This is a genomic window from Frankia gtarii (assembly GCF_025403375.1).
GTDB classification, from domain to species: Bacteria; Actinomycetota; Actinomycetes; order Frankiales; family Frankiaceae; genus Frankia; species Frankia gtarii.
The window spans coordinates 1-12529 of record NZ_JAMPTM010000203.1; the positions used below are offsets into that span (position 1 = coordinate 1).

Annotated in this window: 14 protein-coding genes; 4 read left to right on the forward strand and 10 right to left on the reverse strand. The window is 74.4% G+C overall.

Going from position 1 to position 12529, the window contains the following annotated elements:
• Window positions 1–2: 2 nt before the first annotated feature.
• From NBZ83_RS23475 to NBZ83_RS23505, 7 genes are all read right to left on the reverse strand, one after another.
• The gene (locus tag NBZ83_RS23475; protein ID WP_261568160.1) at window positions 3–1163 is read right to left on the reverse strand and encodes an acyl-CoA dehydrogenase family protein; all 1161 of its coding nucleotides are present in this window, start codon (window positions 1161–1163) and stop codon (window positions 3–5) included.
• Window positions 1164–1318: 155 nt separating this feature from the next.
• Window positions 1319–2449: a TIGR03857 family LLM class F420-dependent oxidoreductase gene (locus NBZ83_RS23480; protein ID WP_261568161.1), complete on the reverse strand. Its 1131-nt coding sequence runs from the start codon at window positions 2447–2449 to the stop codon at window positions 1319–1321.
• Window positions 2446–2841 (reverse strand): hypothetical protein, encoded by a 396-nt coding sequence (locus NBZ83_RS23485; RefSeq protein ID WP_261568162.1) that lies wholly within the window; start codon window positions 2839–2841, stop codon window positions 2446–2448. Before NBZ83_RS23485 ends, NBZ83_RS23480 begins: the two co-directional genes overlap by 4 nt.
• A gap of 3 nt (window positions 2842–2844) precedes the next feature.
• Window positions 2845–4227, reverse strand: a complete 1383-nt coding sequence (locus NBZ83_RS23490) for a phenylacetate--CoA ligase family protein (protein WP_261568163.1) — start codon at window positions 4225–4227, stop codon at window positions 2845–2847.
• A complete protein-coding gene (locus NBZ83_RS23495) occupies window positions 4212–5006 on the reverse strand; it encodes an enoyl-CoA hydratase/isomerase family protein (protein WP_261575802.1) in 795 nt (264 codons plus the stop codon). Before NBZ83_RS23495 ends, NBZ83_RS23490 begins: the two co-directional genes overlap by 16 nt.
• Window positions 5006–5401 (reverse strand): MaoC/PaaZ C-terminal domain-containing protein, encoded by a 396-nt coding sequence (locus NBZ83_RS23500; RefSeq protein WP_261575803.1) that lies wholly within the window; start codon window positions 5399–5401, stop codon window positions 5006–5008. Before NBZ83_RS23500 ends, NBZ83_RS23495 begins: the two co-directional genes overlap by 1 nt.
• The gene (locus NBZ83_RS23505; RefSeq protein WP_261568166.1) at window positions 5398–5790 is read right to left on the reverse strand and encodes an FAS1-like dehydratase domain-containing protein; all 393 of its coding nucleotides are present in this window, start codon (window positions 5788–5790) and stop codon (window positions 5398–5400) included. The genes NBZ83_RS23500 and NBZ83_RS23505 overlap by 4 nt, the downstream gene beginning before the upstream one ends.
• 351 nt (window positions 5791–6141) lie before the next feature.
• Between NBZ83_RS23505 and NBZ83_RS23510 the strand changes: the two genes are divergently transcribed.
• The 4 genes from NBZ83_RS23510 to NBZ83_RS23525 all read left to right on the forward strand — a co-directional run bounded on the left by NBZ83_RS23510 (window position 6142) and on the right by NBZ83_RS23525 (window position 9572).
• Window positions 6142–6975 carry an SDR family NAD(P)-dependent oxidoreductase gene (locus tag NBZ83_RS23510; protein WP_261568167.1) on the forward strand — a complete coding sequence of 278 codons (834 nt, stop codon included), beginning with the start codon at window positions 6142–6144 and terminating at the stop codon, window positions 6973–6975.
• Window positions 6976–7037: 62 nt separating this feature from the next.
• A complete protein-coding gene (locus NBZ83_RS23515) occupies window positions 7038–7799 on the forward strand; it encodes a 3-hydroxyacyl-CoA dehydrogenase (RefSeq protein WP_261568168.1) in 762 nt (253 codons plus the stop codon).
• 404 nt (window positions 7800–8203) lie between these two features.
• On the forward strand, window positions 8204–8746 hold the full coding sequence (locus NBZ83_RS23520) for a MaoC family dehydratase (protein WP_261568169.1): 543 nt from the start codon (window positions 8204–8206) through the stop codon (window positions 8744–8746).
• Entirely contained in the window at window positions 8736–9572 is an 837-nt protein-coding gene (locus NBZ83_RS23525; RefSeq protein WP_261568170.1) for an HpcH/HpaI aldolase/citrate lyase family protein, read from the forward strand. The genes NBZ83_RS23520 and NBZ83_RS23525 overlap by 11 nt, the downstream gene beginning before the upstream one ends.
• Window positions 9573–9622: 50 nt before the next feature.
• Here the strand turns inward: NBZ83_RS23525 and NBZ83_RS23530 are convergent, their stop codons facing one another.
• From NBZ83_RS23530 to NBZ83_RS23540, 3 genes are all read right to left on the reverse strand, one after another.
• Window positions 9623–10474 carry an alpha/beta fold hydrolase gene (locus NBZ83_RS23530; RefSeq protein WP_261575804.1) on the reverse strand — a complete coding sequence of 284 codons (852 nt, stop codon included), beginning with the start codon at window positions 10472–10474 and terminating at the stop codon, window positions 9623–9625.
• Window positions 10475–10540: 66 nt separating this feature from the next.
• The gene (gene lhgD / locus NBZ83_RS23535) at window positions 10541–11842 is read right to left on the reverse strand and encodes an L-2-hydroxyglutarate dehydrogenase (RefSeq protein ID WP_261575805.1); all 1302 of its coding nucleotides are present in this window, start codon (window positions 11840–11842) and stop codon (window positions 10541–10543) included.
• Window positions 11839–12529: SDR family NAD(P)-dependent oxidoreductase (locus tag NBZ83_RS23540; RefSeq protein WP_261575806.1), on the reverse strand; the 691-nt coding region annotated here is incomplete at its 5' end. The genes NBZ83_RS23540 and lhgD, both read right to left, overlap by 4 nt.

Here is a 12529-nt window from a genome sequence, read left to right on the forward strand (position 1 = left end):
GCTCAGGGGGCGGTGGGGTCGTCGAGTCGCAGTGCGCGGCCCACGACCTCCTTCATGATCTCGCTGCTGCCGCCGAAGATTCGGGTGATCCGCACGTCGCGGTACATCCGGGCGATGGGGTACTCCTCCATCCACCCGTAGCCGCCGTGGAGCTGGACCCCGGCGTCGACCGCGTCGAACTCCAGCTCCGTGGCGAGCAGCTTGGCCGCGGCGGCGTCCTCGGGGGTGAGGGTGCCGGCGATCCTGGCCTGGACGCAGCCGTCCACGAGCGCCTGGACGGCGAGCGTGCGCGCGTGCAGGGCCGCCAGGACGAACCGGGTGTTCTGGAAGCTGCCGATCGTGGTGCCGAACGCCGTGCGGCTGCGCACGTACTGCCTGGTCAGCTCCTGGGCCCGCCGGGCGCTGGCGACACTGCCGACGGCGATGGACAGCCGCTCGGCCGCCAGGTTGCGCATCAGGTAGTGCAGCCCGCGGTGCTCCTCACCGAGCAGGTTCGTCACCGGCACCCGGGCGTCGTTGAAGAACAGCTCGGCGGTGTCCTGCGCGCGCAGGCCGACCTTGTCGAGCTTGCGTCCCCGGGCGAAGCCGGGGGTGGCGCGCTCCACCGCGAGCAGGCTGAGCGAGCCCCGCCCGGCTCCCGGGTCCGTCTTGACCGCCACGACCACGAGGTCGGCGAGCAGGCCGTTGCTGATGAAGGTCTTGGCGCCGTTGACGACGAAGTGGTCGCCGTCGCGGATGGCGGTCGTGCGGATGCCGCGCAGGTCGCTGCCGGCGCCGGGCTCGCTCATCGCGATGGCGGTGACGGTCTCGCCGGAGCAGTAGCCGGGCAGCCAACGCGCCTTCTGCTCGTCGGTGGTCAGGCCGACCAGGTAGGGGGCGAGCAGCTCGTTGTGCAGCGACAGCCCGAGTCCGGTGATACCGCCGAACGCCAGCTCCTCGGTGACGATCACGTCGTAGCGGGGGTCGCTCAGCCCGGCGCCGCCGTACTGCTCGGGCACGGTGAGCCCCAGCAGGCCCATCTCGCCGGCCCGGCGCCAGGCGGAGCGGTCGACGATGCCGGCCCGCTCCCACTCCTCGTGGTGCGGTTGGCATTCCTTGGTGACGAAGGTCCGCACCAGCTCGCGGAACTCCTCGTGCTCGGCCTCGAAGAGCGTGCGTTGCATGCCTGCGACTCCTGTCTGTGCTCCTCGTGGGCCTGGTTGGCTCCGAGCGGGCCTGAGTTGGCTCCGGGCGGGCCTGGCCCGCTCCGAGCGGGCCTGGTTGCTCGTCGCGGGCCTGGTTGCTCGTCGCGGGACGGGTAGATCCTCGCCGGGACGGGTCAGCCGGCGGCCGCGCCGCCCGCGGCGGCGAAGGCGGGTGCGGCGGCCGGACGGGAGCGCAGGGCACCCCAGGCGGCGGCCATGGCGGCGGCCTCTGCGGGGGAGGCGCCGTGCACCAGCACCTCGTCGGCGCCCGCCGCGCGGTAGGCCATTGCCCGCTGCGCGCATGCGGCGCTCGACCCGGTCGCCGCGCCGGTGTCGAACCACTGCGCGGGGATCAGCTCGGCGGAGTCCACCAACCGGTCGCGGGTGACGGCGGTGTCCGCGATGCCGCGCCCGGTCAGGGTGGGATGGGCGCGCAGCCGGTCGAGCACCGCCGGGTCCCAGCCGTTGCGCTCGACCAGCAGCTCCCCGAGGCCGCGGACCTGGAAGTAGCTGACCGCCCGTGCCCGCACCGCGAGATCCGCCCGGTCGGGGGACAGGTCGGGCGCGGCGACGAGGGTGGTGATGACCCGGACCGACGCGGGGTCGCGTCCGGCCCGCTCCGCGGCGCCGCGTACCGCCGTCACCGACGCGGCCACCGCGTCGACGGTGAGGAACGGGTGCAGGATGACCCCGTCGAACGCCCGCCCGGCGAGGTCGAGCCCGCGTGGGCCGATGGTGCCGAGGACGACCGGCGGCGGGCCGTCGGGGGGCAGGTCGGAGAAGCGCATCCCGCGGAACGACCCCGCCGCCCCCTCCTCCCGGATCGCCTCGCCCGTCCACAGCCGCCGCAGCACGCCGACCAGGTGCTCCAGGCCGCGCAGCGTCGGCGGCGGAACGCCGAGCGAGGGCGCCAGCGCCCCCAGCCCTCGGCCGAGCCCGAGGACGAACCGGCCGCCGCTCAACGTGTGCGCGGTCGCCGCCAGCGCGGCGATGGTGAGGGGATGGCGGGTGCCCTGATGGATCACGGCGGTCCCGACGCGGCACCGCTCGGTCGTCGCGGCGAGTGCCCCGCAGACGACCCCGGCCTCCTTGAGGTCGAGCCGCTCGCTGACGTAGACCGCGCCGAAGCCGGCCCGCTCGGCGTCGCGCGCCTCCCGCAGGGCGCGGGCGGGGTCGCTCGCCCGCCCGGGTAACACGTACACGCTCAGGTCCTCGTGCACGCTCAGGTCCTCGTGCACGCGATCGCTGTGGTCCGCAGCTGTCATGACTGGATTCCCCCGGCTTCGGTCGCTTCGGTCGCATCGGTCGACGGGAAGGCGGCCGGAGCAGCCTGGATCTCGGCGGGGATCTGGAGTTCGTCGGGGAACAGCTCGTCGGTGTGGCCGACGTAACCCAGCGCGAGGAACAGGTACATCTGGGCCGTCTCCAGCGCCCGCTCGATCGCCGGCGACAGGGCTGCCTCCCGCTCCTGGGCTAGGTGGGCGTGTAACGCGAGCAGGCGGGCGCGCTGCCGCTCGACGTCGACGCCCAGCCCCGACCCAACCCCCGTTCCCGGCTCCGGTCCGGTACCCAGCTCCGGCTCGGGGGACGGGAGTGGGTCGAGATCCGGGCGGGTCCGTGTTCCCTGTGCCACGCCGCCCTGTGCCACGCCGGCCATAGTTCAGCGCCCTTCTCGGGTGGTGGCGGCTCGTGCGCCCGGCTCGCGGGCGTCGAAGATCCGTCTGGTCTTCAGCTCGTAGCGCGGCAGCGTCCCGGCGTGGACGATCTCGGTCTCCAATCGCACGCCGAGGTGGTCGCGCAGGTGCGCGGACAGCCGCGCGGCCAGGTCGGCGGCCTCGCCGACCCCCGCCGCGGCCTCGGCGCGGACCAGCATCCGGTCCATGCCGTCGCGGCGGGACAGGTGCAGCTCGTAGTGGTGCGTCAGCCCCGGGACCTCGCTGATCAGGTTCTCCACCGCGGTCGGGTACACGTTGACTCCGCGGATGGTGACCATGAAGTCGGAGCGGCCGAGCACGACGCCCGGGAAGTGCTTCCACGTCCACCCGCAGCCGTGGTCGGGACGGTCGTCGATGCGGACGAGATCGTGCGTGCGGTACTTGATGAACGGCTGCACGAGGTGGGTGTAGCTGGTGATGACGTGCTCGCCGACCCCGCCGGTGTCGGTGACCGGCTCGCCGGAGTCGGGGTCCGCCGAGTACGAATGGCAGACATCCTCGATCGCGTGCACCCCGCCGGCCCACACGTCGCACGACTGGCCGATGAACAGTGCCTCGCCGATGCCGTAGGCATCGTGGATGCGCTCGACGCCCCAGGCCTCGGCGAGCCGCTCCCGGATACGTGGCACCGACAGCCCGGCCTCGCCGCCGCCGGCCAGGATCCGCACCCCGGCGCGGCGCAGGTCGAGGCCCTCGCGCTCGGCGATCTCGGCCAGGTGCAGCAGGTAGGTGGGGGTGGCGCAGACGATGGCGGGGCGGCGTTCGAGGATGTGGCGGACCCGCTGCTCCCCGGTGGCACCGCCGCCGGAGACGATGGTCAGGCCGAGGTTGCGCGCCCCCCAGTAGTAGGTCCACAGCCCGACCCACATGCCGAAGTCGAAGCAGAAGTAGATCGAGTCGCGCGGCCGGGCGCCCTGGCTCCACAGGCCGTAGCAGAGCTGGGTGCCCGCCTTGTGCATCTCGAACTGGCTGAACGCCTCGTGCAGGAACCGGCCCGTGGTGCCCGTGGTGTGGAAGTACTGCTGCCAGTGCTCCGGGCCGAGCGCCAGACCGCCGAACCCCGACTCCGAGCTCTCCTGGTCGCGGACGTAGTCGGGCTTGTCGGTGAACGGCAGCCGGTGGTGGTAGTCGTCCCAGGTCCGGATGTCGGCGGGCTTCACCCCCGCCGCGTCGTAGATTCGCCGGTGCAGCGGGGAGTTGTCATAGGCCCAGCCGACCAGGTGGCGGATCCGGGCGAGGTGCAGCGCGTCGAGCCGTTCCCGATCGGCGGTCTGCGTCGCCCGGTTCCAGAACCGCTGGTCGACGGCCTGGCCTAACGCCCCTGCCATTGCGCGGTCCGCTTCTCGATGAACGCGGCGGCGCCCTCGCGGTGGTCCTCGGTGGTCTTGAGGACACTCTGGCCGAGGCGTTCCAGCCGGCGTCCGGTCTCGCCGTCGACGTCTCCGCAGGTGTTGAGCACGAGCTTGGCCATCCCGAGGGCGAGCGGCGCCATCGTGGCGAGCCGGTCGGCCATCCCCCGGGCGGCGTCGAGCGCCGTCCCCGCCGGCACGACCTCGGTGACCAGGCCGATCTGCAACGCGACGTCGGGACGCAGCGTGCCGCCGAGCATGACCAGCTCCTTGGCCCGGCCCCGCCCTACGTACGTGACGAGGCGCGAACAGCCCCCCGACCCGGGGATGAGGCCGACCTTGGCCTCCGGCATGACGAACCGGGCCTTGTCGCCGGCCACCCGGAAGTCGCAGGACAGGGCGAGCTCGAACCCGCCGCCCGCGGCCACCCCGTCGACGGCGGCGATCACCGGGATCTCCATCGCCTCGATCGTGTCGAAGACGTCGTGGATGCGCCGGGCGTGCGCGCGGAACCCGCGGGTGCCCAGCGCGGTGAGGTCGCCCATGCCGCTGACGTCCTCGCCGGCGGAGAACGCCCGCCCCCCCGCGCCGGTGATGATCAGGACGCGCACCCCCGGGTCGAGCGCGGTGTCCTCGACGGCGTCGCGCAGCTCCTGGCGCATCGCCGCGTTCCAGGAATTCATCCGGTCCGGCCGGTTCAACGTGAGCACCCGCACGCCGCGGGGCTCGTCGTCCAGGGTGATGTACTCGTGCCCCATCAGCGCGTCCCCGTCTCCACGCGCACCGTCTCCAGGCGCACCGTCGCCGCCACCGTGCCGTCGGCCTTGCGCACCTCGACGCCATCGGCGGTGGGCACCACCGTCAGCTCGTCGCCGGGGAAGACCGGCGCGGACAGCCGGGCCTTGGCGGAGCGCAGGGCCTGGGGGCCGAGCTGTTCGACCACGGCGTCGAGCGCCAGTGTCACGGTGAGCGGGCCATGCGCGATCACCGAGGGCAGGCCGGAGGCGCGGGCGAACTCGTCGTCGACGTGGACAGGGTTGAAGTCGCCCACCGCGCCGGCGTAGCGGGCGATCTGCACGCGGGTCACGGGACCGCGCGTGCGCTCGCCGAGCGTCGCACTCCCGCCGGGGGTCGCGCTGTCGTCCTGGGTCACTTGCTGCTCCCACGCTCGATGAAGGTGACGGTCTGGCGCTGCACGAGGTCGCCGGCGGCGTCGGTGAACTCGGCGGCGAGCAGGCCGAACTGGTTGGCACCCTTGCGGAAGACGTCCTCCACGGTGACCCGCACGTGCACCCGCTCGCCGGGGGCGAAGGGGCGGCGCCAGTCGTAGTCGATGCCGGCGAGCAGTGCGCGGGACAGGTCGAGGCCGAGGCCGTCGACCGCGGTCGACTCGCCGCCGACCGACGCGCCGAAGTAGGGGACGAGAGTGGCCGTCGCCGCCCCCGCGGGGCCGCCGACGGCCCGGGCCAGCGCGGCCAGTACGTCGGGGGAGACCGTGAGGTCGTCCTCCACCAGGGTTCTGCCCTTGGCGCTTTCGTCCATCTCGACCTCCGTCGGAACTGTCCGCGGCCCGTGGGCGCGGCGAGGGTACGTGGCTGGTCCGCAGGCCGCGGCGGTCAGGGGGAACCACCCGCCGGCGGGCGGTTCGCGGGGGGTTGAGCCGTGGCGCGGGTCACGTCGGGACTGAGCCGACCGTCCCCCATCGCGGGGCTCGCAGTCAAGAGTTTATTTGACCGACGCGAAGGTTGACTAAAATACCGTGGTGCTCCTACGGTCGGGTCGGCACCGCGCCCGAAAGCGGTTCCAGCACAGGAGGGATCGGCGATGAGCGCGGGATCGGCGACGAGTGGCGGATCGGCGACGAACACAAGACCGGCGAGCGACGGATCCGCGATGAGCATCGCGCGGGAGTCGGGTCGGCGGCCGTCGGGCGGTGCCGCGGCGGCAGACGCGCCCGCGGCCCGCAGTCCGTTCGACCTGACCGGCCACGTCAGCGTGGTGACCGGCGGCAACGGCGGGATCGGGCTGGGCATCGCGGGCGGGCTGGCCGCCGCCGGCGCCCACGTCTGCGTCTGGGGGACCAACCCGACCAAGAACGCTGCCGCCGTCGCGCGCATCGCCGCGGCGGGCGGGCTGGCCACCGGCCATCTCTGCGACGTCGGCGACGAGGACCAGGTGGTCGCCACGATGGCCGAGGTCGCCACGTCCCTCGGCCGGCTCGACTCCTGCTTCGTCAACGCCGGCGTCGCGTCCCGTTTCCACCCGCTGCTGGAGACCTCGCTCGCCGAGTTCCGCGAGGTGACGCGAGTCGACCTCGACGGGGCGTTCGTAACCCTGCGCGAGGCGGCCCGCGCCATGGTGCGCTTCGGCAACGGGGGGAGCCTCATCGCCACGGCCAGCCTCGCGGTCCTGCAGGGGCAGGCCCGCGCCTACTCCTACGGCGCCAGCAAGGCCGGGCTGACCGCGATGATCCGGGCGGCCGCGGTGGAGCTGGCGCGTCACGACATCCGGGCCAACGCGATACTGCCCGGCTGGACGGACTCGCCCATGACCCACCAGGGCCTGCACGACGAACGCTTCACCGAGCGGGTGCTGCCGCGCATGCCCGTGCGCCGCTGGGGCCGCCCCGAGGACTTCGCCGGCATCGCCGTCTACCTCGCCTCGCCCGCGTCGGCCTTCCACACCGGCGACAGCATCCTGGTCGACGGCGGCTACGCCGCCTTCTGACCCCGGCTCGTGAACTGACCCCGACCCGTGAACTGACTCCGACCTGCGAAGGAGATCGAAGCATGGACATCTCAGGCAGCACTGCTCTGGTGACCGGCGGCGCGTCCGGACTCGGCCTCGCCACGGCGCGGCGCCTGCTGGCGGCCGGGGCGCGAGTCGTGCTGCTCGACCTGCCCAGTTCGGCCGGGGACGCCGTGGCCAAGGAACTCGGCGACGACGCCCGGTTCGTCGCGGCGGACGTCACCCAGCCCGACGAGGTCGGCGCCGCCCTCGACGCCGCCCAGGCCCTCGGCCCGCTGCGGGTCGTCGTCAACTGCGCCGGCACCGGCAACGCGATCCGGGTCCTGGGGCGGGGCGGGGTGTTCCCGCTCGAGGCCTTCACGAAGGTGATCAACGTCAACCTGGTGGGAACGTTCAACGTCATCCGGCTCGCCGCCGAGCGGATCGCGACGGTCGAGCCGGTCGACGGCGACCGCGGCGTGATCGTCAACACCGCCTCCGTCGCAGCCTTCGACGGGCAGATCGGGCAGGCCGCCTATTCGGCGTCCAAGGGCGGCATCGCCGCCATGACGCTGCCCATCGCCCGCGACCTCGCCGACCGGGCGATCCGGGTGGTCACCATCGCGCCGGGCCTGTTCCAGACGCCGATGCTCGGCGGGCTCTCCGAGCAGGCCCGGGAGTCGCTGGGCCGGCAGATCCCGCATCCGAGCCGGCTGGGCAACCCGGACGAGTACGCGGCCCTGGTCGAGCACATCGTGGCCAACCCGATGCTCAACGGCGAGGTGATCCGCCTCGACGGCGCCATCCGCCTGGCCCCCCGCTGACCCTGCGCCAGCGCGCCCGCCGGTCCGGCCGGCCGCCTCACCGCCGCGCCCGCGGGTCCGGCCGGCCGCCTCACCGCCGGCTCCGATATCGGCCTGGACACCTTCTCGACGCCCGCCGCGCGCACGGCGTCGTCTGGCCCCGCCTGCGGCTAGGCTTCCCCATGACGGGCAGATGAGCGGGCGTTCGTTCAGCTTGCCCTGGTCCGTCTTCGTTGGGGGATACGGACGCCGGCCGGGATGGCGCGGCGGTCCGGTCGGTGGGCAGGGCGCCGGGGCATCGTCGTCGACGAGGTGAAGCCGCGTGCGCTCGCCCTGGACCAGAGGAGAGTGGTCATGCGCGCTTCGGTTTCCCGTGCCGGCACGGCGCACGTCGGTCGGCCGCCCGTCACGCCGGTTGCCCGCTGATGGCGGCCACGGTGGACGGCCGGCCCGTCGTCGAGCAGCGCGGGCTCTACTACGACGAGCTGGCCGAGGGGGTCGTGTACCGGCACCGGCCGGGCCGCACGGTGGGGGAGGCGGACAACACCCTGTTCACGACGCTGACGATGAACATGCAGGCTCTGCACCTCGACGAGGCCTGGAGCGCGACGCAGCCGTTCGGGCAGCGGCTGGTCAACAGCCTGTTCACGCTGTCGACGCTGGTGGGCCTGTCGGTGGCGCAACTGACCCAGGGCACGACGGTGGCGAACCTCGGCTTCGGCGCGGTGCGCTTCCCCGCGCCGGTGTTCGTCGGCGACACCCTCTACGCGGAGACGGTCGTGCGCAGCCGGCGGCTGTCGAGCAGCCGGCCGGACACGGGCGTCGTCGAGTTCGAGCACACGGCACGAAACCAGGACGGCGTGGTGGTGGCCATCGCGACCCGCTCGGCGCTGATGCTCCTGCGGCCCACGGGAACGCCAGGTTCGGCCTCGGCTGAGCGGGACGGGGTGCGTTCTGATGTCGGCTGAGCTCGGGGGCACGACGCTGCTGTTCTGCCCCGCGGACCGGCCGGACCGCTTCGCCCGGGCGGCGGCAGCCGCGGACCTCGTCATCCTCGACCTGGAGGACGGCGTGGCGCCCCCGGCGCGGCCCGCGGCCCGGAAGGCGCTGGTGGCGGCCCTGCCCGGCCTCGACCCGGCCCGCACCGTCGTGCGGGTCAGCCCGGCCGGCACCCCGGACTTCGCCGCGGACCTCGCGGCGCTGGCGGGGACGGGCGTGCGCCTGGTCATGCTGGCGAAGGCGGAGTCGGCGGCGCAGGTCGCCCAGCTCGCCGGCTTCGCGGTCATCGCGCTGTGCGAGACGGCCCGCGGAGTGCTCGCGGCGCCGGAGCTGGCCGCGGCGGCGAACGTCGTCGGCCTGATGTGGGGCGCGGAGGACCTCGTCGCCGGGCTGGGCGGCCGGTCGAGCCGCTTCGACGACGGACGCTACCGCGACGTCGCCCGATACGCCCGCGCGGCCGTCCTGCTCGCCGCCGGTGCGCACGGGCGCCAGGCGATCGACGCCGTCTACCTGGACATCGCGGACTCCGATGGGCTGGCCATCGAGGCGCGCGACGCCGCGGCCAGCGGCTTCGGCCTGAAGGCCTGCATCCACCCCACCCAGGTCCCGGTCGTGCGGGCGGCCTTCGCGCCGTCGGCGGACGAGGTGGCCTGGGCGCACCGGGTGCTGGCGGCGGCAGGCGAGGCGGGCGTGGGCGTGTTCGCCTTCGAGGGGCGGATGGTCGACGCGCCGGTCCTGCGCCATGCCGAGCACCTGCTGCGTGCCGCGGCGAGCGTCCCCTCCGCGGCACGGTAGCCGGGCAGGTCCGCCTGCCGTCGCCGGCTGCCGGCGGGATCCGGGCCTGATCAGACGCGGCCCCCGCCGGCCTGGCCCGGGGCGAGGAAGTCCGCGGCGAGCGTGCCCCAGCGGGCGAGTTGCGCGCCGGTCTCGGCGACCTGGAGCTGGGCGCCGTCGATGAGGGCGGCGAGCCGTTCGGCGGTGGCGACCGGATGGCCCGGGTCGCCGGCCCAGGCCAGGATCAGGACCGGGACGTCGATGGTGGCCAGCGCCCGCTCAGGGGGGAGATCGGAGTCGGCGGCACCGCGCAGGACCGACGGGAAGAGCTCCTCGGTGACGTCGGGGGCCGGCGGGAAGCCGGGTAGGTCGGCGAAGACCGGGGGCACGGGCGCGGCGGCGGCGAGCTCGGCGAACAGCCCCGGGCCGCGGGTCTCCACGAGGTCGGCGCCCCGCCGGTAGAGGTCAGCCTGGGCCGGGCGCGACGCCCACGCGGTCGGGGGAGCGGTCAGCACGAGCCGGTCGAAGCGGCCCGGCGCGGCCACGGCGGCGTGCAGCAGCGTGCCGGTGCCCATCGACGAACCGATCCCGGCCACCGGCGAAGCCCCGGCGAGCTGGTCGAGCAGCGCGAGCAGGTCCTCGGCGAGCTGCGGCCAGGTGTACTGCGCCGGGACCGGGTCGCCGGTGGACTGCCCGTGGCCCCGGGCGTCGTAGGCCACCAGGCGCCGGCCCGCGGCGACGACGGGCGCCCAGCCGAACAGGCCCGACGCCGCCTCCGACGCCCGGCTCTGGGTGACGCCGTGGGCGTAGACGGCGAGGGGACCCGCGCCGGCGTCGGTGTAGGCGAGCGCGGCGCCCCGGACGTGCGCGGTGCTGCCCGCCGCGTCGGAGGGGGCGTTCGGTGCCGCGGTGTGTCCGGTCATGGTGACATCCTGCCAAGCACCGGGGCGGGGCGCGCGTCCGGACGACAGCGGATCGTCACCGACCGCTCAGGGCCTGCCCGCGGTGCCGACGAGCTGACCGACGATGTGCTCGGCGATCGCCAGCGACGACGTGGCGGCCGGGGACGGGGCGTTGCGGACCACCGTGACCCGCCCGCTGGTGCGGATCACGAAGTCGTCGACGAGTTCGCCCGAGCGGCGCACGGCCTGGGCCCGTACCCCGGCCGGCGCCCGGGTGAGGTCACCGGCCTGCACCTGCGGCAGGTAGCGGCGCACCGCGGTGGCGAAGCGGCGCCGGGACAGCGAGCCGGCCATCTCCGCCAGGCCGTTGCGCCAGTGCTCCCGGGCCAGCCGGGCCATCCCCGGCCAGGTCAGCACCCGGGCGAGGTCGCGCGGGTTGACATCGCGCCAGCGGTAGCCCTCCAGGGCGAGGGCGAGCACGGCGTTCGGGCCGACGTGGACGCCGCCGGTCAGGTCGCGGGTCAGGTGCACGCCGAGGAACGGGTACCGCGGGTCCGGCACCGGGTAGACCAGGCCGCGCACCCGGTCGCGCAGGCCCTCGCGCAGGTGGTAATACTCGCCGCGGAACGGGATGATCCGCACGTCGCCCGGGTCGTCGACCATGGCCGCCAGCGCGTCGCTGGACAGCCCGCCGCAGGCGACGAGCCGGTCGACGCGCAGGGTCTGCCCGCCGGCGGTGACGGCGACCCGGTCGCCCTCGTCCCGGATGGCGGTGACGGGGCTGGACAGCAGCACCCGCCCGCCCCGCGCGGCGAGGTCGGCCGCCAGCGCCTCGCACACCGCCCGGTAGTCGATGACCGCCGTGTGCGGCGAGTGCAGCGCGGCGATCCCGGTGATGTGCGGCTCGATCTCGGTCATCCCGGCGCGATCGAGCCGCACCAGGTCGGGTACCTGGTTGCGCCGGGCGCGGTCCTCGATGACCGCGAGCTGTTCGAGTTCGGCGTCGTTCGTCGCGACGACGAGCTTGCCGAGCTCCTGGAAGTCGATGCCGTGCTGCTGGCTGAACTTCCGCAGCAGCGCGCCGCCGCGGATGCACAGCGTCGCCTTGAGGGAGCCGGGCTGGTAGTACAGCCCGGCGTGGATGACGCCGCTGTTGTGCCCGGTCTGGTGGGCCGCGAGCCGTGGCTCCTTCTCGACGACGACGACCTCGGCGCCGGGATGGCGCAGCGCGAGCTCACGGGCCACGGCCAGCCCGATGATGCCGCCGCCCACGACCCCGTACGTCGCGCGCCCGACCGCCCCCGACCCGTTCGCGGCTGTGACGTTCGTGGCTGTGACGTTTCCGGTTGTGCTCGACGCCGTGGCGCCGTGATCCTCCGACACGCTCATCCGGCGAGCCACCCTCCGTCGACGTTGATCAGTTGTCCGGTGATGTACGCCGACGCCTCGGCGAGCAGGAAGACGACGGCGCCGGCGAGGTCCGCGGGTTCGCCGAGACGGCCCATGGGGATGCGCCCGGCGACCCAGGCGGCGCGCTCGGCGTCGGCGAACAGGTCCTCGGTCAGCGCCGTGCGGATGTAGCCGGGGGCGACGCAGTTGACCCGGGCGCCGCTCGCCGCCCACTCCACCGCGAGGGCGCGCACGACGCCGAGCAGGCCGGCCTTGCTGGCGGCGTAGGCGGCGACGTCGCGCAGCCCGATCGAGCTCGCCAACGACCCGATGAACACGTGGCTGCCGGACTCGCCGCGGGCCGCCTGCGCCCGGTGCACCGCGGTGCTCAGGAAGAACGGCGCGCTCAGGTTGACCGTCAGGATGCGCTGCCAGGCATCGGCGGGGAAGTTCACGGCCGGCGCCCGGTGCTGGATCCCGGCGGCGTGCACGACGCCGTGCAGCGGCCCGGCCAGTCGTTGCGCGCCGGCGACGAGGTCGTCGGCGGTGTCGGGTGTCGCGAGGTCCCAGGGCAGCACGTGGACGCGGCCCGGCTGCGCCAGCGCCGCCGTCTCGGCGAGCTCGTCCGGCGTGCGGGCCACCGCGACGACCGTGGCACCGGCCCCCGCCACGCCGAGCGCCATGGCC